The sequence below is a fragment of the Victivallis lenta genome (assembly GCF_009695545.1).
GTDB lineage: Bacteria > Verrucomicrobiota > Lentisphaeria > Victivallales > Victivallaceae > Victivallis > Victivallis lenta.
On sequence record NZ_VUNS01000002.1, the window covers coordinates 425,858 to 449,128 of the forward strand.

At 60.6% G+C, this 23,271-nt stretch carries 14 protein-coding genes and 1 pseudogene; 8 read left to right on the forward strand and 7 right to left on the reverse strand.

Features of this window, described 5'->3' with window-relative positions; all coding sequences use genetic code 11:
• Positions 1 to 68 precede the first annotated feature (68 nt).
• From FYJ85_RS03770 to FYJ85_RS03780, 3 genes and pseudogenes are all read right to left on the reverse strand, one after another.
• A pseudogene (locus tag FYJ85_RS03770) lies at positions 69 to 1,529 on the reverse strand (basic amino acid/polyamine antiporter); the annotation flags it as partial.
• A gap of 134 nt (positions 1,530 to 1,663) precedes the next feature.
• Entirely contained in the window at positions 1,664 to 3,328 is a 1,665-nt protein-coding gene (locus tag FYJ85_RS03775; protein WP_158704210.1) for a type II secretion system protein GspD, read from the reverse strand.
• Positions 3,329 to 3,344: 16 nt separating this feature from the next.
• Positions 3,345 to 4,757 carry a type II secretion system protein D gene (locus FYJ85_RS03780; protein ID WP_106054732.1) on the reverse strand — a complete coding sequence of 471 codons (1,413 nt, stop codon included), beginning with the start codon at positions 4,755 to 4,757 and terminating at the stop codon, positions 3,345 to 3,347.
• Positions 4,758 to 5,471: 714 nt separating this feature from the next.
• Here FYJ85_RS03780 and FYJ85_RS03785 point away from each other — a divergent pair.
• The 4 genes from FYJ85_RS03785 (at position 5,472) to FYJ85_RS03800 (ending at position 12,064) form a co-directional block, all read left to right on the forward strand.
• Positions 5,472 to 6,476, forward strand: coding sequence for a LacI family DNA-binding transcriptional regulator (locus tag FYJ85_RS03785; RefSeq protein WP_158704209.1), 1,005 nt, complete (start codon positions 5,472 to 5,474; stop codon positions 6,474 to 6,476).
• Positions 6,477 to 6,631: 155 nt separating this feature from the next.
• The gene (locus FYJ85_RS22930; RefSeq protein WP_106054729.1) at positions 6,632 to 7,378 is read left to right on the forward strand and encodes a prepilin-type N-terminal cleavage/methylation domain-containing protein; all 747 of its coding nucleotides are present in this window, start codon (positions 6,632 to 6,634) and stop codon (positions 7,376 to 7,378) included.
• Positions 7,379 to 7,587: 209 nt separating this feature from the next.
• Positions 7,588 to 8,274: a type II secretion system protein gene (locus FYJ85_RS03795; protein WP_106055779.1), complete on the forward strand. Its 687-nt coding sequence runs from the start codon at positions 7,588 to 7,590 to the stop codon at positions 8,272 to 8,274.
• Between the two features lie 13 nt (positions 8,275 to 8,287).
• Entirely contained in the window at positions 8,288 to 12,064 is a 3,777-nt protein-coding gene (locus FYJ85_RS03800) for a carbohydrate binding domain-containing protein (protein ID WP_154417038.1), read from the forward strand.
• A 97-nt stretch (positions 12,065 to 12,161) separates the two neighbouring features.
• Here FYJ85_RS03800 and FYJ85_RS03805 read toward each other — a convergent pair whose 3' ends face one another.
• Entirely contained in the window at positions 12,162 to 15,014 is a 2,853-nt protein-coding gene (locus FYJ85_RS03805; protein WP_154417039.1) for a hypothetical protein, read from the reverse strand.
• Between the two features lie 258 nt (positions 15,015 to 15,272).
• The gene (gene eno, locus FYJ85_RS03810; RefSeq protein ID WP_154417040.1) at positions 15,273 to 16,547 is read right to left on the reverse strand and encodes a phosphopyruvate hydratase; all 1,275 of its coding nucleotides are present in this window, start codon (positions 16,545 to 16,547) and stop codon (positions 15,273 to 15,275) included.
• 194 nt (positions 16,548 to 16,741) lie between these two features.
• Here eno and FYJ85_RS03815 point away from each other — a divergent pair, with 194 nt between their 5' ends.
• From FYJ85_RS03815 to FYJ85_RS03825, 3 genes are read left to right on the forward strand one after another with little or no spacing between them, the layout of a single operon-like run.
• A complete protein-coding gene (locus FYJ85_RS03815) occupies positions 16,742 to 17,314 on the forward strand; it encodes a LemA family protein (protein WP_106054725.1) in 573 nt (190 codons plus the stop codon).
• A 26-nt stretch (positions 17,315 to 17,340) separates the two neighbouring features.
• A complete protein-coding gene (locus FYJ85_RS03820; protein WP_106054724.1) occupies positions 17,341 to 18,114 on the forward strand; it encodes a TPM domain-containing protein in 774 nt (257 codons plus the stop codon).
• A 1-nt stretch (position 18,115) separates the two neighbouring features.
• Entirely contained in the window at positions 18,116 to 18,844 is a 729-nt protein-coding gene (locus FYJ85_RS03825; RefSeq protein WP_154417041.1) for a TPM domain-containing protein, read from the forward strand.
• A gap of 17 nt (positions 18,845 to 18,861) precedes the next feature.
• Here FYJ85_RS03825 and FYJ85_RS03830 read toward each other — a convergent pair whose 3' ends face one another.
• Positions 18,862 to 19,761, reverse strand: a complete 900-nt coding sequence (locus FYJ85_RS03830) for a glycyl-radical enzyme activating protein (RefSeq protein ID WP_158704206.1) — start codon at positions 19,759 to 19,761, stop codon at positions 18,862 to 18,864.
• Between the two features lies 1 nt (position 19,762).
• Positions 19,763 to 21,931, reverse strand: coding sequence for a pyruvate formate lyase family protein (locus tag FYJ85_RS03835; RefSeq protein WP_206212955.1), 2,169 nt, complete (start codon positions 21,929 to 21,931; stop codon positions 19,763 to 19,765).
• 119 nt (positions 21,932 to 22,050) lie between these two features.
• On the opposite strand from FYJ85_RS03835, the gene FYJ85_RS03840 reads away from it, so the two are divergent.
• Entirely contained in the window at positions 22,051 to 22,854 is an 804-nt protein-coding gene (locus FYJ85_RS03840; RefSeq protein WP_106054720.1) for a helix-turn-helix domain-containing protein, read from the forward strand.
• Positions 22,855 to 23,271 lie beyond the last annotated feature (417 nt).

The following is a 23,271-nucleotide window of genomic DNA, read 5'->3' on the forward strand; positions in this document are numbered from 1 at the left end:
GCTTTGACCTCGGTTTCGGACCAGTGAGCCCATTTGTGGAACGTGCGGTCAACCGCCGGAGACTTCACGGCAATCACGATGATCGAAATCACGGCGACCACGGTGATGACGATCGCCCCGATCGCCTCGTTCCGCGTGAAGATGCGGCGGTCGGTCGCCGTCCTGTCGTCCGCGAGCGCGTTCCGGCGCGCCCAGACGTAGAACGGAATGCCGATCAGCAGGAAGATGAAGGCGAACATCAGGTACATGAGTCCGGCCGAGTAGATCATCCAGAGCGCGAAGAGCGAGCCGGCCACGCCGCAGAGAAACGCATAGCGGTAGCTGACCGGCATCTTCTCGGGATACTGCTTCTTCGCACAGATTTTCCAGAGATAGAGCGTGCAGGCCAGATACGGCGGCAGGATCATGACCGAGGTGATGGTCAGCATCGTGTTCCAGGCATTGCTCGCGAAGTAGACGACGATCATCGTGAGCTGCATGACGGCGCTCGTGACGAAGAGCGATACGCTCGGCGTCCCCTTGGCGTTCTCCTTCTTGAAGATGCGCGGGAAGGTTCCGTCCATGGCCGCCGCATACGGAATCTGGGCGATCATGATCGTGAAGGCGAGCCAGCTGGTCAGCAGCGCGACGATCACGCCGAGATTCATGAGAATGCCGCCCCAGGAGCCGTGCACCACGTCCTGCAGCAGAGGCGCGGTCGAAGGATTCGCCAGTCCGGCGAGTTCGGGCTGGTACATCCGGCCGAACGGCAGGATCGACAGCAGGGCGTAGATGCCGAGACAGACCAGAAAACCGAGAACGGTCGCCTTGCCGACTGCGCTCTGGCTTTTGGCGCGTCCCGAAACCACGACGGCTCCCTCGATGCCGATGAAGGCCCACAGCGTGACCGGCATGGTGGATTTGATCTGATCGAACAGCGAGCCGAGCGGCTTGATGCCGTGTTCCGGGATGGTCTGGTTGCCGAGCACGTCTGTCGAGAAGAAGACCCAGCGGAACGCGAAAAGCAGGACGATGATGAAAACCGCGATCGGCACGAGTTTGCAGATCGTTCCGACCGTGTTGATGAAGGCCGCCTGCTTCATGCCGGCCAGAACCGCGAAGTTCATGCCCCAGATCACGATCGAACCGCCGACGATCGACCAGAGGTTGTTGCCTCCGGTGAAGGTTCCCGGGAAAAAGAAATTGAACGCATCCATCAGCAGCACGGCGAAACCGACGTTGCCGAAGATGTTGCAGAGCCAGTAGGCCCACGCCATCTGAAACCCGGCAAAGCGGCCGAAGCCGAGCCGGGCGTAGGCGTAAATGCCGGTGGTCGCATCCGGACGCGCATCCGCAAGCGTCCGGAACGTATTGGCGATGAAGAACATTCCGATTCCGGTGATCACCCAGGCGATGACCACCGCCGCGAGCGCTGCGCTCTGGGCCATGTTCTGCGGCAGGCTGAAGATGCCGCCGCCGATCATGGCCGAAACCACGAGTGCCGCCAGCGAAATCACGCCGAGCTTTTTGTTGTCGTTTGAATCTGCCATTTTTTACTCCTCCTTGTTTTAGGTAAAGCCCATTTCTCCAGAAGGCTTTGTCCCGTTTTATCCCTGCTTCGGCGGAAAACATGTCGGCCGGCCGCCGTTTTCCGGCGGCTTCGCCGTGTTTTCGCACGCCTCCGTCACGGTGTGGTCTGCGATTTGCTCTTGGCCGGCTGCTGCGGCTTGTCCATCGGGGCGGCCCATTCACATTCCCCGAGCACGACGAGCTCGGAGTGCTTGATCGAAGTCGATTTGGTCGAAAACAAATAGCCGATCCACGGAATCGATTTCAGGATCGGAATGCCGGATTCGGATTTGACTTCCTCCTGCTTCCTGAGTCCGCCGATGACAAAACTGTCCCTGCCGTACGGCAGACTCACATCCTGCGAGACCACACTGTTGCTCGAAATGCGGGGTGTGCCGTTCGATTCGAAACCGATCAGGCTCGAATTCGTGAGCGAAATCGTGAAGCGGGTCTCGGCCAGGTTGACCGATGCGTTCTCGACTTTCATCGTAAAACCGAATCCGGTGAATTTTTCGACCTCCTGCCGGTTGCCCTTGCCGACCGGAAGGTCATTGTCCGCGATCTCGCGGCCGATCAGCTTCGAAAGAAGCTCGTAGGGGCCGACTCCCATATCCGGAAAGGCCGTCGCATCGCCGGCCGGCTTCGAAGTATCGACGTAGAAGATCTGCGTCTTGCGGTCAAGCAGCGCCGGAGTGTTGTTGCGGATGCAGAGCTCTCCGGTATAAGTCACCTTCGCATGGCCCTTGCTGGTCAGGAAATCAAGATAACGCGAATTCCATTTCGGGTTGAAGTTGTAGAAGCTCGTGCGCTCGGAGCCGGTCTGCCCCATGGCGCCGCCGTAGGTCGCCGCCCAGTTGTCGCGGTAACGGCCGCCGACGCTGAAAAAATCCGCGCCCTGATTGTTTTTCCAGGCCTGGAAATCGAGGCCGATCTTGTCGTCGTTTTCATGGTAGAGCTCGTAAACGGTGATCTTGAGCCGGACCTCCGGAATCGGCACGTCGTACTCGGCCAGCATTTTTTCGATGTTCGGCTGCGAATAGTTCGTCACATCGAAAACGAGCCAGTTCAGATCCGGATCGTAGGCGACGAGATCCTGCCCCTGCCAGATTTCGGTTACGTCAGTCACGTTCATGCCGACGTTCTCGATCATCGGCATGAGGTTCCGCGCGGGGACGAATTTCGGAATATAGAAGAAAGTCTGCGTTCCGAGATTCTCCCCCATGGTCGGCTTGTCGAGGAACTCGACGAGGGAGTCGAACCCCATGCCGTTTTCATGGTTCTTGAACCGGTACTCTTCGGCGCTGATGATCAGCAGCCCGGTGCCGTCCGCGTATTTCAGGCATTCGACGGCCGTGTTGCTGCCGAGCTGCAGCGGCGGATTGTAGCCGGGCTGAGCGGTTGCCGGCGTCGTAAGCTCGGCCGAACTCGTCGTGGCCGCATACGGCAGCGCGGTCGTGTTCATCGGGAAAATCTGCTGCAGGCTCGTATTGCCGACCCGCTTCGACTGAACCATCTGGCGGAGGTAGTCACGGATTTCATAGGCGTCGACGTGTTTCAGCAGATACGCCTTGGTCACGACGCGCGGATCGTTGTTGTCGCGGACGAAATGGACGACTTTCGCCTCGTCTTTGACCGGAACCTGAAGATGGACTTCAACCCGGGTGTTCCCGTAAGCGTCGGTATTGCCGAAATTCGAGTCGCGCGGCGGCGCCGGGGTTTCCGCGGCCCGAAGGACCGGAAGTGCGAATCCGAGAGCGGAAAGGATAACAATGTATTTCATATTCATGATGGCCACCTCACTTCAGCCTCTGCAGCACGCCGCTCTTTTCCCGGTTCGGGCTGGTGTTCAGAATTTCAGCCGTCACGGTCAGATAGACATGGGTTTTCTCCACACTCGTGGTCGTCGTTCCGAAAAAGTACTTGAGGACCGGAATCTCCGACAGGAACGGGACGCCGATGGTCTGCTCGACCTCCTCCTCCTTGTCCCACGAGGCGAGGATTTTCTCCTGATAGAGATCGATCGTGCTGTTGCCCTGAAGCTGAGTGGTCTCGACGAGCTCGGTACCGTAATTGTTGCGCTCGACCACATTCGCGGCCTGCACATCATATCCGAAGAAGAGCGTGCCGGGGACGCCGTCGTACTGGCCGGGCCGATATGACGGAATCGAAAAATCAATCTCCTCCCCGCTGTGCAGGCAGGCGATCGGCTTGATGATTTTCATGTAAATCTGGTTGAGCCCGTCCTGCGCGACCGAACTCGCTCCGACGCTGGTCTGGTCGTTGTTGGTTTTGACGATGTTCTGCAGCTGCGGATTGAACATGATCTCATAGCTCTGCGTGTCGGAATTCGACACGGTCAGGTTCGAGGTGTTCTGCAAAGTCGCCTTGCCGTTCTGCTGAAGGACCCGGATGAAGCTCGCATCGAACTGCGGCGCGAAAAAGAATCCGCCGAGCGGCCCGGAGGCGGCCTGAATCGCCGCAGTTCCGCCCGAAGTGATGCCGAACGCGTCGAATCCGGCCTGGAAGATGTTCAGCCCCGGACCGTTCTTCCAGGCGAGATATTCGATGCCGATGTCGCGCAGCGAGCTTTCGCGGACTTCATAAACGTTGAAGGTCAGATTGATCTGCGGCGGCGGACGGTCGAGAAAATCGAGGAACTGATAGATGAACTCCGAATTCGACGCATTGTCCTTCCAGTAAATCTGGTTTGAATTCTGATCCCAGCCGTAAACGGAGCCGTAGGGGCCTTCGTTGATGACCGCGTTCACGATCACGTTGACGAGCGTCTGGCCGGAACGGAACTTCGGCCGGTAGACCGCGCGGGTGATGCCGGTTCCCCGGATGACGTCGCCCGGCGTCCTGCCGTCGACCTTCACATCCCGGTCGGCAATGGCGACGAAGGCATCGACGTACGGCATCATGCCGACCGGACAGGTGACGGTCAGAAACTGTTCGTTCTGCGGACCGAATTCGATGCAGCTGACCGATGAATTCATGTTGTACCGCTTGATCATGCTCGCGACCCAGGGCATGAGATCATTGGCCTGGGTGTATTTGAGCGTATAGATCTTCGACACCATGTAGTCCTGGGCGTCGTCCTGGACGAAACGCAGCTTCTGGACTCCGGGCTCGTCGGCGCCGCACAGCGCGCCGGCGGACAGAAACAGTGCCGGCACGGTCAGCGCGAATCGGATGGATGCTTTCCACATTTTCGCTTCCTCTTCTTTTTTTGATATGGAGGGCTTCGAAGTATTACTCCACTAACAACTTCGGGTCCATTCAAATGCGACGGCACAAATCCTGTCGGGGGGAAGAGGGCGGACAGACGGAACGCTCTCCTCCGGACGCGGATCGAAAGAACCATTACTCCCTCAATTCTTTCCATGCCGCTTTGTCGCTCCATCATTAAATAGAGAGCCTGTTTCGCGTTTTGTCAAATGAAATCCGCGAAAAAACAGAGAAAAGGCATATATTTTCATGTTTGCCGAGGAGAGCCCCCCGGGCGGCAAAGTAGAATTCGTCGATACGCCAGACGGTTGTGCAGGGCGGTAATATTTCGGATTGCTTATATGATAAAATTCCCGCCACGCTCCGCCGCCGGGCCGCAACGATGGAAACAGGCGGGACCGCAATCGATTTCCGCAACCCGTCGCACGTCCCGGGAGCCGCATTTCCGGCAAATCGCAATTCCGGAAAGCGGCCGGCCGGGTTCATTTCGCGCCGAAATAATTCAAGTACTTGAATGACAATTGAAAATACGTTTCTCAAAATTGTATGCCTTCAAGATTTTTTATTGAATACCAGACGCTTATGAATTCATCCGAACAAAAAAGAAATTGGAAGAAAAAAATTTCAAGTACTTGACAAAACGATTTGTTTTTGGTATAATTATAGCAACGATGACAGAAACGGAAGGCTTTTCAATGATCTCAATGAAGGAAATCGGCAAAATCTGCGGCGTCACCGAATCGACGGTGTCGAAGGCGCTGCGCGGTCATGCCGGCATCAAGCAGGCCACCCGGGAACGTGTCGCCGAGGTCGCCCGCAAATACGGTTACCAGCCGAACGCGATGGTCGAATGCATGCAGACCGGCAAAAGCCGCAGCATCGGCATCGCCTGCAATAATTTCCAGTGCATGTTCACCGGCGCGGTCATGGACGGAATCCATAAGACGCTTCACGATTACGGCTATGATTCCTATGTGATCTGCTGGGACCGGCTGGTGAAGGACGACATCGACCTCCTGAGCCGCTTCGTCCGCCGCCGCGTCGACGGGCTGCTGCTCCTGCCGATGGAGTGTCCGCCCTCGCCGTCGCACATCGCGCAGCTGCATTCGTTCCACAATCCGGTCGTCCTGATCGACCAGGTCTGGAGAGGGTCGGATTTCGACTATGTCGGCAGCGACAACCGCGGAGGCGCGGCCGCCCTCGTCGAACGGCTGATTGCGGCCGGGCGGCGCAGAATCGGCTCGGTCATCTTCACGGAGGTCAGCTCCGGCGAAGAGCGGCGCACCGGTTTTCTTGATGCGATGTTCCGGCACAACATGCCGGTGGATGCGCGTTTTCTCTGCAAAGTCACCGATTCCAAAAGCAGTTACGAGGAGATCCGCAAGCTGCTGTCGGCGGAAGAGCGCCCCGACGCGCTCGTCTGCTTCAACGACTATCTCGCCAACGATGCACTCAACGCCGCCTTCGATCTCGGCATCCGGGTTCCCGAAGAGCTGGCGATTACGGGGTTCGGCAATCTGCCGATTTGTGAAAAGCTGCGGCCGGCGCTGACCACCGTCGACCAGCACGCGGGCCTGATCGGGCAGACCGCCGCCCGGCTGCTCATGGAGCGGATCACCGGCAACGAAACCGGGCCGTGCCGCGAGCTGCTGGTGCCGGCGAACCCGGTCTATCGCCAATCCTGCGGATGTGCACTCTGACCAGTCAATTCATAATAAGGAGAAGGACGATGAAAAAGAACAGCTGCGGGTTTCAGGTCGGGAGAGAGAGCGGAGTCGGTTCGTATAATGTACAATATGTCAAGTTGTTTTGAGGCTCAGTAACCATAAATTTCAAATTACGGGAGAACGGTACCATGAGAAACATGCAGAAGTCGTCTAACATACTGTACATTATGAGTCTGCGCAAATCCACGCGGTTCACGCTGATCGAACTCCTGGTGGTGATTGCGATCATCGCGATCCTCGCTTCGATGCTCCTGCCGGCGCTGAACCAGGCCCGCGGGCGGGCCAAATCCTCTCAGTGCCTCAGCAACCTGAAGCAGGTCGCCACCGCCTGCGTCATGTATGCGCAGGACTACAACGGAATGCTTACCCGTCCTCATTTGAGAGGCACCTATTATTGGTCGAACCTCATGGTCGACGGCAAATATCTGCCGGAGAGCGACGTCGTTCTCTGCCCCGAACAGAAGATCAAGCGTCCGTACAAAAATAACTCCGACGCCCTCTACACCTACGGGCTGAACCGCGACGTCGAGCGGGACGGTTCGGCTTCCGGAAGAGCGACGGCCAGCGGCTTCTACCGTAACGTCCTCAAGGGGCGCCGCCAGGCCGCTTCGATCACCTGGCTGGTCGGCGACAGCCTCCGCGCCAAGAACGAAACCTCCGTCGCCCTCGGCCAGACCTGCGCGAACCTGAGCTGGAACTCCGGCGGCGAAGGGCGGGCCGCGCTGCGGCACAGCCGGCGCGCCAACTTCGGCTTCGTCGACGGCAGCGCCCGTTCCCTCGGGGCCGGGGATATGCACAAGGTCCACCCGCAGTTCGAAGCGTGGTACCTGGACGACATGATCGCCGTCATGCAGCTGCCGCCTTACAGCCTCTGACACCATGTAAATCCTGAATGTTCGGAGTCTCGGGCGGAGCTGCACGGCTGCAGGCCCGCCCGGAAGACCGGAACGGAACGAACAAGGAGAGTTTGCAACGTACTGAAATCTCGGAACAGGGCGTCGCGGGCCGGCGGGCCGCGGCGCCGGCAATTCATTGTGCGACGATCCCAACGGTTTCCCGGGTGTTCATAAACGGAAGGAACGAGATGATGCGCAAGAGATCGGAGAACTTTACCCTGATTGAACTTCTGGTTGTCATCGCGATCATCGCGATTCTCGCTTCGATGCTGTTGCCCGCCCTGACGAAAGCGCGTGAAAATGCCAAGGCGACCAATTGCCTGAGCAATCTCAAGCAGATCGGACTGTCCCTGACCCAGTACGCCGGAGACTATCACGGCATGATTCCGGCAGGCATGGGGAAAAAAGACGGTGCGGTCTATTACTGGAGCAATGCTCTCTGCGACGGCCGTTACGTGCCGGAAAGCAATGTGTTTTACTGCCCTTCGTTCCCGCAGAACAAAAAGTTTTCCAACGATTACTCCGCGATTCACACCTATGGAATCAACCGCGACATGGAGCAGCAGACCCGTGACGAAAGCATCATCATTTACAATAACCTTTACAAGATCAGAAAAAACAAAAGCGCCTCCAACACCTGGCTGGCCGGGGACAGTATCGGCAAGGGCTGGTGGGCTCCCGAGCTGCTCCCGACCCCGATGATCAGCTGGAACAACGGGACCAACCACAACGCGACGCTGCGTCACAACCGCCGGTGCAGCATGGTATTTTCCGACGGCAGCACGCGCAAGGTGGATGAGGGCTCTTTTCTGACGATTTATCCCCGCATCCAGGAATATTTCATTCTTGATTCAATAAAGACCAACAACCTGTAAACAAGGAGACTCCATGCCTCAGACCCGTTTTATCACACCCATTCTCTTCGCGCTGGCGGCGACAGCCGCAGCCGCCGAGGTTGCCTTTCAGAACGGTTCCTTCGAACAGGGGACCGGCGGTTACTGGATCAACCGCCCGGCCGCCGTCCGCGTCGATTCGACCGACTCGACCGACGGCATGCAGTGCATTGCGATCACGCCGCCGGAGACCGGAACCACCAGCGTCGTGCAAGGAGTGAAACTTGTTCCGGATACGGTTTACGTGGTCTCGTTCGATGCACGGGCCGGCGTTCCGGCGAACGGGCCGCAGCTGACCATGGCCGCCATGCTGCAGGGCGACAAGCCGATCGCCTTTTTCGAGGGCTCCGCCGAGCAGAAGAAAGCGCTCGCCACACCGGCGGCAGTCACCGACAAATGGCAGACCTTCACGCAAAAAATCGGACCGGTCCCCGCCACAGTGCAGGGCAAAACGGTCAAAAAGCTCATGCTCTACTGGAATGTGAAACCGGGCGAACCCGGTTCCCGCCTCTTCCTCGACAACATCAGAATCACGGCCGAAGCCGCCGCTCCGCAGAGCACCCCGCAGAGCGTGCCGGAAAAGGGTGGCGCGAAACCGGCGGCCCAAGGCTCCGGGCTGCTGAAAAACGGCTCTTTCGAACAGGGGACCGGCGGATACTGGATCAACCGCGCCGCCGCGGTCAAAATCGAAAAGGAGGATGCCAGCGACGGCAGACAGAGTCTCCGCATCGACCCGCCGGCCGGAGCGACGGTCAACGTGACGCAGGGGACGAAATACCAGCCCGGTCAGGTCTACGTGATCTCGTTCGACGCGCGTTCGACCGTGCCGGAGGGCGGCCCGCTGCTCACGGTGAGCGCGATGATGCAGGGCGACAAACCGATCGCCTTCTTCCCCGGCGTCGGCGCGCAGAAAGCCGCACTCAAAACGCCGGTCGCACTGACCGACAAATGGCAGAATTTCACGCTGAAGATCGGCCCGTTCCCGCCGGAGGCGATGGGGCGCGCGGTCAAAAACATCCTGTTCTACTGGAATGTGAAGCAGGGAGACACGCCCGCGCAGCTGCTGCTCGACAACCTGCGGCTCACGACCGAACCGGCCGCCGCCGGAGACGAAACCGGCGGCGCGGAGGCCCCCGCGGGGGCGATCCGCTTCGAACTGCCGGACCCGGTGCGCATTTATGAATCCGTCCCGGCATTTACGGTCCGTGCGGAGGTCGGCAAAGGACAGCTCCGGGTGACCGGGACCGACGCCTTCGGCCGCCGGCTGTTCGCCACGGAGGGGAAGCCCGGCGAACCGAAGCTCGCCGTCACGCTCCCCGGCCCCGACTACTACGCCCTCCGCGCCGAGGTCGTCGAGAACGGCAAAACCGTAAAATCGGCGGAGACCTCGCTGATGGTGACGACGCCGCTGCCGGGAGACTACTATTCGACGCCGCACCCCGCCTTCGGCGTCTGGGGCGGGTTGACTCCGGAGCTTCGCCGGATTGCCGGGGCCAAATGGGACCGGCAACTTTTTTTTACCTTCTTCCAGAAACCGGACGCCGCAGCGGAACCTCCCGGCGCGGATAAACTCGCCGCCCGCGAGCCGGTCAAAATCATCCGCTGCATGAACGTCATGCACCCGTTCAAGAAGATGGTGCCGTACACCGCGGCGGAACTCGAAGAGCAGCGGGCGAAACTCACGAAGGAGATCGTCTCGCGCCGCGGCCTGGTCGATGTATGGGAGACCCAGAACGAACCGATGGTCGGCGAAAACTTCCACGGCACCATGAAGGACGTCATGGACATCATCCGCATGGAGAGCGAGGTCGTCCGCAAACACGATCCGGGCCGTCCCGTCGCCGGAATCTGCATCAACCCGATGAATGCGAACCAATACAACCAGTATGTCGGCTACTACCGCAACTACGGCATCGACAAATACATCGACGCGCTGATGCTGCACCCGTACATTCCGGGCGCACAGAGCCCGGACGCTTCCGGCTACGTCGATGTCCTGAACCGGCTCGACCGCGACATCTCCGGCATCGCCGGACGGCGCATCCCGATGTACATCAGCGAAATCGGCTACTCGACCAAGCCGGGGGGCGAAGTCACCGAACTCCAGCAGGCCGCCTACCTCGCCCGCGTCGTGCTGCTGAACCGCCAGATTCCGGGGCTGCAGGCCTGCGTCTGGCACATCGGGCTCTGGAATGAGGCGACCAGCCGCCGCGAACTTGACTTCGGCCTGCTGCGCGGGCATCCGAAGGATTCGAAGGTCCGCGAGCCGAAACCCGGTTTCGCGGCATGGGCGACCGTTTCGCGCATGACCTATGACGCGGAATTCCTGCGGGAGCTGAATATCAGCCGCCAGGTGCGGGTTCTTCTGTTCAACAAGCGCGGAAAGGTCCTGCTCGCAGCCTATTCGCTGACGCCGGACCCCGCGAAGCTCCAGCTGCCGCTGAACCTGCCCGAAGCCGCCGTCACCGAGGTGTGCGGCAAACGCAGCATCGTTCCGCTGAAAGACGGTATTCTTGCCCTGACGCTCACCGAGGCGCCGGTCTATATCGAAGGCGGCGATCTCGACTCCTTCAACACCGACCGTTTCACGGCTGCATTCGAGCCCGAAAACCCGACCGGCAGCGCCGGAACTCCGGTGACTGTGAAGGTCACGCTGCCCGAGGAGCTGGCCGCCGGCAATGTGAAGCTGCGCGTTCCGGCCGGAGAATTCGGCACGCCTGCCGTCACCGGCTCGGGCCGGAACTGGCAGGTGACCGTCAACCCCGAAATCGGGCTTGCCCCGGGGAGGTACGACCTCTTCTTCCGCCTGGAATCCGACGGCCGCAGCCGCTACATCTGGCAGAAAGCGCTTGAAATCGTCCCGCCGATGACGCTCGAAGAGCTCCGCGCCGTTCCGGTGGACGGCGGTCCCGCCGTCGCATTCCGCGCGGCAGCCAACGACGGCAGAAGCAGCAGCGCCGTGCTCGAAATCCTCGAAGACGGCGAACGTGTGCTTGCCATTGCACGAATCCGCGCCGGAGAAACCGGGACGCTGCCGCTCCTGCTGACCCGCTCCGGCCGCAAGGCGAAATACGAGGCGCGTTTCACGCTGCCGGACGGCCGCAGCTGGACCCAGGCGCTGCCGGACGGGCTCGTGCCGGTTTCGATTCCGCGCTTCGACAACGCGCTCGACCAGCCGGTCGAGGCGTGGCCCGCGGGCGGCTGCTATGCGATCGCCGACGGAACCCCGAGCCGCCATGCCGTGCGCGGCGACTTCGACCGGCCGGAGGGAACGCTGCGCCTCGCCTATGACGACACGTATCTCTACTTTGCGATCGACCAGGCCGACGCGGTCTTCAAGACCCGGCCGGGCGCCTCGATCTGGGATGCGGACGGGCTTCAGATCGGCGTCAGCGTCCCGCAGAAGTTCATGATCCGCCCGAACAACGACGGCATTCAGGAGACCGCTTATGCCGAATTCGGCATCAACGCCGGAGGCGAAGCGCCGAATTCGTGGGTATGGGCCAGCATGAATTTGAATGAAATGCCGCTGAATGCCCCGGTTCCGGGCCTGATCGCCCGGAACCGCCGCGAGGGAAATCAGACGGTTTACCGGTTCGCCGTGCCGTGGAAGAGCCTGAATGTCAAACCCGCGGCGCAGATGCCGCTCGGAATCAGCGTCCTCTTCAACGACCGCGACGAAGCGCGTGACCGCCACTGGGTCGAGTGGTACAGCGGCATTGCGGACGGCAAAGACCCGTCACGCTACGGCGCCGCCGTCCTTCAGCCTTAACGAAATAATACGCCGCGGGCCCGGAGGGGGGCGTTTCCCCCTTCCGGGCCCGCGGCGTACCAGGCAACCGGCAAGAAGCCGGAGCCGTCCACATCCGTCAGCTTTCGACGAGCTCTTCCTTCTCCTCCGCCTCTTCATCCGCGTCGTACTCCGGCGTCGGATTCAGCAGCGTGATTTTTTCGCCGAGCCGGAAAATGGTGTCGGCGAGCTGCTTGTGACTCATTTCCGGCAGGATTTTTACGGGGAAGCTCGCATCGAGCGTAACATCCAGCACACCGTCATCCAGCACTTCCCACTTGACCTTGAGCCGTCCGCGCGCCATCGGCACGATGCCGTCCGCTGACCTGACGAGTTTGAAGGCCGGGTTGAAATAGACGACCGAATGGCCCGCCTCCGCAATGCGGATGCCGAGGACCTCGCGCAGCAGAAAAATGTTCGGAGAAACGCCGCTCCCCTCGGAAAACTTCGTCGGTGCCGGGTCGTCGCAGTCGAAATCGGCCCGCCACGCCATCGACTCGCTGCACATGCGCTTCGACCAGTAATCGCGGAAGTACCGGAACGGCCACTCCCTCTGCCCGAGCGCGAACATCATCTCCATGAACAGGAAGTGGAAATACGGATGGCGCGATTCATCGCTGCGGTCGTAGGGAGGATCGTAGTTGAAAAAGCTGTAGAAGAAGTGTTCGAACGACGAAAGCGGCAGGACTCCGCCGTACATCGCGCAGAAATTCGCGAACAGATTGTGGTCCGGCATGCGTTCGCTCTCGAGCGACCAGCGGCAGAAGAGGCTGCAGGCCGGATCGAAGTTGCGGTCTCGCAGCGCGGCCGCGACCCGGCCGGCCAGCGCGAGGCAGTGCTCCGCCTGTTCCCAATCCTCCAGCGTCCGGTAAATTTCAGCCGAAGAGAGCAGGAAACGGCAGAACAGCGCGTTCAGATAGGTTGGAATCTCCCCCTCCTTGAATTCGCCGAAACTGATTTTGCTCTGGAAGCCGAACCGGATCTCCGCATCGGTCAGCAGCCCGGTCTCCTCGTCGATCATCGCTTCGAAATATTCCCGCGTCAGGTCGAGACTCGGAATCATCTCCCTGAGCCGCGTGATGTTCGCCGAAAAGCGGTAATTATAGTAAATCCAGACCGGAAAGAAGAAAAGCTGATGCACCTGCGAAGCGTGGCGCGTCCCGAAGGTCAGCGCCGGAATGTCGCCGTTTTCGAGCTGCGCATCGACGAACTGCTGCAGACGCGCATTCGCGTACTCGTAGTCTCCGAACACCGCAGCCATATTGACCGCATCGATATAGGCATCGAGCATATAACAGTCGTTGTCGGCGCGTGATTCGGCGAGCGGCACGAAGGCGGCGGAGCGGCGCAAGGTCTGGCGGCCGATCTCCCAGAACCGGTTCAGCAGCTCGTCCGAGCAGTGGAAGACGGTCTCCTGCCGTTCAGCGCGGGTCAATTCGTCGAACCCGACGCCGAGCACCTTGACGCTGCCGGCGGCGCGACGGATCGAAATCATGATGTAGAAGCAATCGTTCGGCACGAAGGTCAGATAGACGTTTCTGGCGTTCCGGCAACGGATGGTTCCGGTACCCCGGGTATCCTTGCCCGGCGTGATGAAACCGGTTTCGGTACGGCGGCAGCCGATGGTGATGTCGACCAGGTCCCCGGCGGTCGCTTCGAGCGTGACCCGAACGAAGCCGTAGCGGATCATATCGAGCTTGTAGATCACATAATCGTTGGTCTGGAGCGGACGGCTCCAGGCCAGCGCCGCTTCGTCCTCCCCGGCATCGCAGCTCTCCGGCTCGAAGCGGCTCGCATTCAGCAGGGCATAAGGGTCGGTCAGCTCCGGCAGCGAGGACGAATAGCCTTTGACGCGAAGCCGTTCGAATTTCAGCGAAGGCGTCGCCTCCTCCAGCGACAGCTTGAGCGGGCCGACCGTATTCCACCCCTCCGACGCGCCGGAATCGGGTTCGCGGCTGAACCAGAATTCACGCTCCCCGCCGAACTCGTCGACCGCCGGCAGCAGCATGACCAGCCCCATCGAGTGACGGCTCGGATTCTGGATTAGCAGCAGCCGGTTCCAGCCGGAGCGCAGCGGCAGCGTCACTTCGCCGCCCATCGTCTCGCGGGCGGAGAGGACCAGGCGGTTGTTGCAGAAGAACTTCAGCGGATCATCGGAATAAAGCCGCACCGGAAGCTCCTCGTCCGCTTCGCAGAAGAGGAAGGTATTCGCGGCGTAAGTCTCCATGCCGTCGCAGTCGGTCTCCTCGAACGCGACCTGCGTCCAGTTCGGCAGCGATGTGATGCGGCCGCGCGCAAACGGCAGCGGCGCCGGACTTTCGACCGCGATTCCGGGAGGCGCCAGCGGATGAATCTCAAGCCGGCTGCCGAATTCGCCGACCGCCGTCGTGTGGTCCGGATGCGCCCAGCTCGCGTCGGGCAGGAATACCGGCGTCGTCCAGTTGAGCGGGCAGTCGTCGGCGTTGAAATACTGGCTCATGCCCTGATCCTTGGAAATGCGGGCGCGCGGCGTGCAGAAGCAGCCGCCCTCGCGAACGGCCCAGGTCGAGTCGCTGCACAGAATGATTTTGCCCTGCGCCTCCATCTGGCACCAGAGTCCGGGCGTATGTTTGTTGCAGCCGCCCTGATCGGCGTTGTAATAGACGAGCACGGCGATGACATTGATCCCGGATTCGAGATAATAGGTCACTTCATGCAGGTCGATGTAGCTGGTTCCGCAGTTCTGGTGGGCGCGCGGGCCGAATCCGACGAAACGGCCGTTGATGAACAGCTGGTAGGCGCAGTTCGCACTGATCCAGAGATTGGTTTCGAGTTCGACCAGATTGCAGACGAACTCCTTGCGCATGAGGAGGAAGCTGTCCGGGTGGTTCAACAGTGAGTTTTTCCAGATCCACTCTCCCTGGATCCGGCCTGGCCTTCTGGGTTCAGTCATACGTCACCTCCGTCCTGGTCGGCCGATGAATACCGGCGCCTCTACCGTTATACAGTGTCCGATTATTTCTCCCGTAGTATTATGGCTCAGAAATGCGTCGAAGTCAACCCGAAACCAGAAAAAAACGTGAATTATCGACAAAACAGCCGAGGTGTTTCCGGCAAAAACACGCGCGGCCCGGATCCGCTCCGGGCCGCGGCGGAAAACATACCCGCCCCCGCGTTGCCGGAACGCGGAGGCGGCGGACGTTCCGGCGCCTCAGTTGCCGTAGATGGCGAGGTCCCCCAGAAGCTCTTCGATGCGAAGCAGCTGGTTGTACTTGCAGATCCGGTCGGTGCGCGACAGCGAACCGGTTTTGATCTGCCCCGCGTTCGTCGCGACGGCGATATCGGCGATGGTGGTATCCTCGGTCTCGCCGGAACGGTGGCTGATGACCGCGGCGTAACCGGCGCGGTGCGCCATTTCGATCGCATCGAGCGTCTCGGTCAGCGTACCGATCTGATTGACCTTGACGAGAATCGCATTCGCGCAGCCGAGCTCGATCCCCTTGGCCAGATACTTGACGTTCGTGACGAAGAGATCGTCGCCGACGAGCTGGCAGCGGTCGCCGATGCGTTCGGTCAGGAGCTTCCACCCCTCCCAGTCGTTTTCGGCCATGCCGTCCTCGATCGAATCGATCGGGTAGCTTTTGATCAGCTCCTCGAGATATTCGACCTGCGCGGCGGAATTGCGTTCACACCCCTTATCTCCCTCGAACTTGCTGTAATTGTAGATGCCGTTCTTATAAAACTCGCTCGCGGCACAGTCGAGCGCGACGGTCAGATCCTTGCCGGGCTTGTAGCCGGCGAGGTCGATCGCCTTCAGGATCGAATCGAGCGCCTCCTCGGTACCGCCTCTGAAGTTCGGTGCGAAGCCGCCTTCATCGCCGACCGCAGTGGAGAGCCCCTTCTTCTTCAGAATCTGCTTGAGGGCGTGAAACACCTCGGCGCCCATGCGGAGTCCTTCCGAAAAACGGTCGGCGCCGATCGGACGGATCATGAACTCCTGAAACGCGATCGGCGCGTCGGAGTGCGAACCGCCGTTGATGATGTTCATCATCGGCACCGGCAGCACCTTGCCGTTCACGCCGCCGAGATAGCGGAAAAGCGGCAAATCGAGCTCGGACGCCGCAGCGCGCGCCACGGCCAGCGAGACGCCGAGAATCGCATTCGCGCCGAGTTTCTCCTTGGTCGGCGTGCCGTCGAGCTCGATCATCGCCTGGTCGATGCCGATCTGGTCGAGCGCCTCCATGCCTTCGAGTTCCGGAAAGATTTTTTCGTTGACGTTGGCAACGGCCTTGAGGACGCCCTTGCCGCCGTAGCGCTTCTTGTCGCCGTCGCGCAGTTCGAGCGCCTCGTTCTCCCCGGTCGAAGCGCCGGACGGCACGGCGGCGGTCCCGGTCGCGCCGGACTCCAGCACGACTTCGACTTCGACCGTCGGGTTGCCGCGGGAATCCAGAATTTCCCGCCCGTAGATTTCTCTGATTTCGGACATGATACAATCTCCTCTGTGAGTGGTTGGGCACCGTATGAATAATACTCCCGTTTCCGGTAAAAGTCAAGGTTTTCCCCGAAAATGTCCGCGAGAGCGGCAAGAAATCGGATTTTTTCCGGCGGAACCTGTTGACATCCGGCAAAAACGGGTTACTTTCTCTGCGGAGTACAACCGATTGACCACGAAAGGAAATCATGAAAGCCCTGCTCATCACCATCGGAATCATCGTCGCAATCGTCATCATATCGGTCATCGCGGCCATTTCCATCCGCAACGGGCTGATCGAACGGGACGAGGGAGTCAAAGCGGCCTGGAGCCAGATCGACACCCAGCTTCAGCGGCGCGCCGACCTGATTCCGAACCTCGTCAACACCGTAAAGGGATACGCCGCGCACGAAGAGAAGATCTTCACGGAAATCGCCGACGCCCGCAGCCGGCTGCTGGCGGCCAAAGGGCCGGCCGCGAAAGCCGAAGCCGGAGCCATGGTCGAATCGGCGCTCGGCCGGCTGCTGGCCATCGCCGAGAATTATCCGACCCTGAAGGCGAACGAGAACTTCATCCGCCTGCAGGACGAGCTGGCCGGAACCGAAAACCGCATCAGCGTGGCCCGCACGCGTTACAATGATACGGCGCGGGAGTTCAATGCGTCGATCCGCAAATTCCCGGGGTCGTTATTCGCTTCGGGCCTCGGACTTTCTCCGGCGGAATATTTCCAGCCGCCGGAAGGAAGCGCGGCGGTCCAGAAGCCGCCCGCCGTGCAGTTCTGAGCCGGATTCACCCGAAGGAGTCAGCCATGTCGAAATTCACCCGCTGTTTCCGGATTTGCGCCGTTCTTCTGTTGCTCGGAGCCGTATTCCCGGCGCCGGGCCTGGAAATCCCGCCCCTGTCCGGAAAAATCGTCGATCAGGCGCAGGTGCTGCAGGAGCAGGCGCCCGCCATCGCCGCCGCGCTGGAGAAGCTTGAAGCGGAAAAATCATGCCGAACAATGATAATGACGGTCGGGAGCCTGGAGGGGATGCCGATCGAAACGCTCGGCGCCGCGGTCATGGATCGCTGGACCGGCGAAAAGCCGGAGGCGGACCGAGGGCTGCTGCTGCTCATCGCCGTCAAAGACCGCCGGATACGGGTCGAAGTCGGTCCCGGATTGACCGATGAATGGAACGATGCCGCAATGGAACGCTTCCTCCGCACCGTGCAGCCGGGTTTCCGGGAGAAAAAATACGGCGAAGCGATCCTCGCCGGGCTGCCCGTTCTCGCCGCTGCGCCGGAACAGGCCGCACGGAAGCCCGCGGCTCCGGAGTCCTCCGCGCAGAACCGTTTTCCGACCGGAATGATCGTCATTGTCGCGGCGGTTCTGGCCATCTTCATCTATGGAGCGGTCCGCAAAAAACAGATCCCTGCGGCAAAACAGGAAAACGCGGAGGAAACGCCGGATACGGAGAACGATGCGGAGAAGGAACAGGACGAAGATGACGATGGCGATGGCGAAGATGACGACGAAGAGAAACAAGACGGAGCCGGCCGCGACAGCCGCGGCGGCGGTCACGGTATGACGGGAAGCTGGTAAAATGAGTATGACTTCCTGTCTCCGGGCAGCGCTGCTGCTCTTTGCGCTTCTGCCTGCACTGGCCGGATTCGGCCTCGACGTGCCGCCTCTGACCGGCAGAGTGGTGGACCGCGCCGGCATATTCGGTACGGGCGGAGCGGCGGAGATCGAGAACGCGATCCGGGAGTTCGAGCAGGCAACCGGCGGCGGCCAGATGGCCGTCCTCACCGTCAAAACGCTCGACGGCACGCCGATCGAAACGTTCGGCATCGCCGTCATGGACAAATGGAAAATCGGCCGCAAGGACAAGGATGACGGAGTCATCCTGATCATCGCGGTCGACGACCGCAAAACACGCCTCGAGGTCGGCTACGGTTTCGAAGGAGCGATCAACGACGCACGTGCCGGAGACGTGCTGCGCTCGCTCGCCCCGTACTTCCGTGAAAACCGCTATGCGGCAGGTACTGTACACGCGGTCGGCATGGTACAGAAATTCGTCACCGGCAAAGCGCCGGAGGGCCTCGCCGAAACGGAACCGGAGGAGGAAAGGACTCCGGAGTCCGGCGGCGGCTCCTTCTGGCCGATCCTTATTTTCATCGTTATTTTTCTGGTTGCGACACGCGGAGCGGGCGGCTTCTTCATCGGCGGAGGCGGAGGGGGCGGCGGTTTCTCCGGAGGCGGGGGCCGCGGCGGCGGTTTTTCCGGCGGAGGAGGCCGCGGCGGCGGCGGCGGAGCCTCGGGCGGCTGGTAAGCTCGTCCCGCCCCATTTTACAGCAGAACCGCAAGCCCGCGGGCGCGCAGTCTCGCGGCAGCAGCTTCCATCTCATCCCCGTCAGGAGACGGCACCTCCGGCATGGTGTCGGGACGGCCGACCGCTTCGTATTTCGAACGGGCGAAACTGTGATAAGCGAGCAGCTTCACGCGAACCACACACGGAAGCTCGGCGAGAAAGCCGGCGGCGGCCTCCAGTTCTTCCGGCGCATCGTTGCAGCCCGGCACGAGCGGGATGCGGATTTCAATCGGCACTCCGGCGGCCTGAAGACGGCGTAGATTTTCCCGAATCAACCGGTTGTCCTGCCCGGTCAGCTCGCGGTGGCGGCCGGAATCGGGGTGCTTGAAATCCACAAGCAGCAGATCCGTCTCCGGCAGGACGGTTTCGAACGCCTCCCACGGAACCGCCGCCGAAGTATCGAGCGCCCGATGGATACCGGCCCGGCCGAGGACGGCGAAGAGCTCGCGGCAGAAGGCCGGATAAAGCAGCGGCTCCCCGCCGGAAAGCGTCACGCCGCCGCCGGAAATCCGGTAGAAATCGGCATCCTCCATCAGCTCGTCATACAACTCGCCGGCGGCGGCGGAACGGCCGCACAGCGTGAGCGCTCCGGCCGGACAAACCTCCGCGCACGCGCCGCAGCCGTCACAGAGCCCGCGCCGAAATTCATGGCCATTCAAAGTGAAACGGTGCGCACGGTGCGGGCAGACGGCTTCGCAGCGGCGGCAGGCCGTACAGCGCGCCGCACGAAACAGCAGCTCCGGCGCAGCTGAAATGCACTCGGGGTTGTGACACCAGATGCAGTGGAGCGGACATCCCTTCAGAAACACGGTTGTGCGCATCCCCGGTCCGTCGTGGACCGCCATATGCTTGATTTCTGCGACCGGAACGGTATTCATGTCACGCCTCCCCGCCGGCGGCGGCGATGAACGCCTCCTGCGCCTCGGCCGACAGGTCGATGAAACGCGCGTTCCAGCCGCAGACGCGAACCTGCAGATTCGCATATTTCTCCGGCTCCCGCTGCGCCCGGCGCAGGGTCTCCGCATCGAAAATGTTGAACTGAACCGACTGGCCGCCTCTGGCGAAAAAGGTACGGACAAGGTCCACGATCAGTTCCGCGCCGTCCGGCCCCGACACCGCACTCGGATGCAGCGTGATGTCGAGCACCGACCCATCCGCAAAACCGGTATGGTCGAGTTTTGTGACCGAATTGATCAGCGCGGTCACCCCGCGCCGATCCAGCCCGGCCGAAGCGCCGGTATTCTTCGACAACTCCTCCCCTGCCCTGCTTCCGTCCGGCAGCGCACCGGTTTTCTTCCCGAAAAGGCGGTTGTTGTCGATCGACCAGAGCCCCATCTGGAAGGTGCCGTTTTTTCCGTTCGGCTCGCGGTTGATGAGTTCTGCGGCGAAATCCGTAACGCGGCGGGCGAGTCCGTCCGGCCCTTCAAGGTTGTTGCCCCACTTCGGCAGGCGCATCTTCGCATAAAGCCGCAGCTCCTCATGCCCGGCCCAGTCGGAACGCAAAACAGCGGCCAGTTCCGGCAGCGTGCAGCGTTTCTCCTCGAACACGAGCCGTTTCACGGCAAAGAGCGAGTCGGCAAGCGTGCCGATTCCGGCGCACATGATGCCGGACTGATTGTACTTCGTCCCGGCCTCGGAAACGTCGCGGCCGCTTGCGATGCAGTCCGCCATCGTTCCGGAGAGCAGCGGGGACGGGTTGACCCGGCTCCACATCGCGGTCCGCAGCCGTTCGATGTGCATCGCACGCTTCAGCAGCAGCTTCAACGCATCAAGATAGGCCGTAAAAAACGCATCGAAGTCCGTCAGTTCCCCCTCATGCACATCAAAAAGACGGATGCCGGTCGCCGGGTCGCCGCCACCGTGCAGCAGAAGCTCCAATACTTTCGCAAGGTTGAAAATGATCGTCATCGAACAGCACATCTCCCGGCCCATGATTGCAGGTTCGTAACAGCCGATCGCCACATAGTCGTACACATCCTCCGGCGTTTTGCCGCGCTTCAGAAAAAGCGGAAACAGAACGTCGTCATTCATAAAAACGGTCGCGGTAAGTCCTCCCTTCAGGCAGTCGGCGACCTGGCGCAGCATCGCACGCGCAGAGCCGGAGTGAACCCGCATCGTAAGCTTCGGGTCGACGACCCGCAGTTCGCGGTAAGTCTCGTAGGCGAGAACCGTCAGCTCGTTGACCGCGTCGGAGCCGTCCGGCAGAAGGCCGCCGAAACAAAAATTCTTCCCGGCCTGCAAGCCCTGCGTTTTCGCGTAAAACTTGATCCAGAAAAACTTCAGCAGCTCCTTCGCCTCTTCGCGCGTCAATGCGCCGGAAGCGATATCGCGTCGGTAGAAGTCGATGTAGAGCCGGTCGAAGCAACCCATCGAACGGACCAGTTCCCCTTCGATCTCCTGTACCTCATGGTACAGATAAGCGAGCTGGAGCGCTTCGTGAAAACTCTGCGGCGGCCGTTCGGAAAGTGCGCGCAGCACCGGTGCGACGATCGCCGCGCCCCTCTTCTCCGCCAGCTCCGCGAGCCTGACAATATAACACCGCATCGCCTCGAAGACACGGGCGGCGGCACGATAAAATTCACATGCTTTTTCCTCTTTCGCCGCCCGTTCCGCCGCGAGCGCCCGATCGCGCAACCCGCAGACGCCGAGCGACAGGATGCTCCGCCAATCCGGCGTGGTATGGCTCAGGTCGAGCCAGCAATCGAAGCAGCCGCACTCCCATGCCTCGCGCCGTTCGGCATCCTCTGCCGAGGGAAGTTCCGCGAGGGCCGCTTTCTGCAGCTTCTCCTGCAAAGCCCGGATGCCGCTGCCGGTTTCGATATGGTCCGCAAAGCGGTCATCCGGATCAACTCCGATGCGTCCGGCGGTCAATACGAGCTCGAGCAGAGCGGCGCGCGTACGGATCAGCGGTTCCCCGGAATGCGCGTCCCAATACGCCTCGATGCGGGCATCAAGCCCGGCCGCATCAAGCCCGGTCGAAGGATCGAAATCCGGATCGAGATACTGCCGCTCAAGACGGGCGCGAAGGAAGTCGAAAGATGGTTTCACTGGTTTCATTTTCCTGCCTCATTGTATTGAAAAATCTGTTTCCTGCCGTATAGTATACCAGATTTCAACTATTTGGAACAGACAGCGGCGTACAAAAAACATATCGTATCGTACACAAAATGCTTGAAGGAATCTCTGCCAATCTCTGCTGGTTCTCGCTGCTCGAACTTGATCCGGCGAGAAAGAAGGTATGGGTCAGCGCTCCGCTCATGGTCCTGATGCTGACCTGGCGGGGCAGCGGGCGGCTTGTCGTGCAGAGCGCGGGGGAATATCCGATCGATGAGGGGGAGAACAGCCTGTTCCTGATGACGCCGCAGATGAAACGCCACGTGCTGTCGGACGCGGAAAATCCCCTGGCGGTGCTCGCGCTCGGCATCACGGTGGAGTTTGCGGACGGCACCGACTTCTTCGACCGCTGCCGCCCCGCAACGGTACCGGTCCGCGGCGAGAGCCGGACCGTGCTGTCGGATATGCTGCGGAAGCTTTACGCGAAACAACCGGCCGGAAACCGCCGGACGGAAATTGAAATGCAGTGCGGGACGTTCCAAATCTGCGCGGAGGCGATGAAGCTCTGCCCGCCACGACCGGCGGAAGAACTGCCGCGCCGTACCGAACGATGCCGAAAGGCGGTTGAATTTCTGTCGGGCCGCTTCAGCGAAGAGCCGAACCTTGAGGAGCTGGCCGAACGCTGCGGCATGTCGCGTACACTGTTCTTCCGGACCTTCCGTGAAGAGACGGGGATGACGCCGGGAGAGTTCCGCCTGCGGCGGCGAATCCGGGAAGCTCAGAAACTGCTGCTCCAGGGCAAACTTACCGTCTCGGAAATCGCTGCGACACTGGGGTGGGAGAGTCCATTCCACTTTTCACGCATTTTCAAGCGTGAAACCGGCTTTTCTCCGGGAGATTTCCGCAAGCGGCGATGAAAAAACCGAAATTCCCGGACACATATGCCCGAGTAAAGCCTCTCCCCTCATAATTCCCTTGAAACGGCAGACAAGACATTGCCCGCTCACGCGTCAAGGTAGCGGAGCCGCCGCCGGCACCGTGCCGGTGCCGGTCCGGGGGCCGGGGGCGCGCCTTCCATACGCGCTAGTTAAACCTCTTGTAAAATGATAAATTACTGCTATTTTCTTATCAGAACAAGCGAGGTATTCAAATGGCAGTTTGGGATGAGTATTTTTCGGATTGGGATTTTATTGTCTCTTTGTTTCCCAAGGCTGGCAGGAAAAGTTCCATGAACTGAAGGTCTTGAAATTCGGGCGTAAGTTTACAGGAGAGAATAAAGAATCCGACCTGCTTCGGCTCATTTTCCTGCATCTTGCAGGAGGGCTTTCGTTACG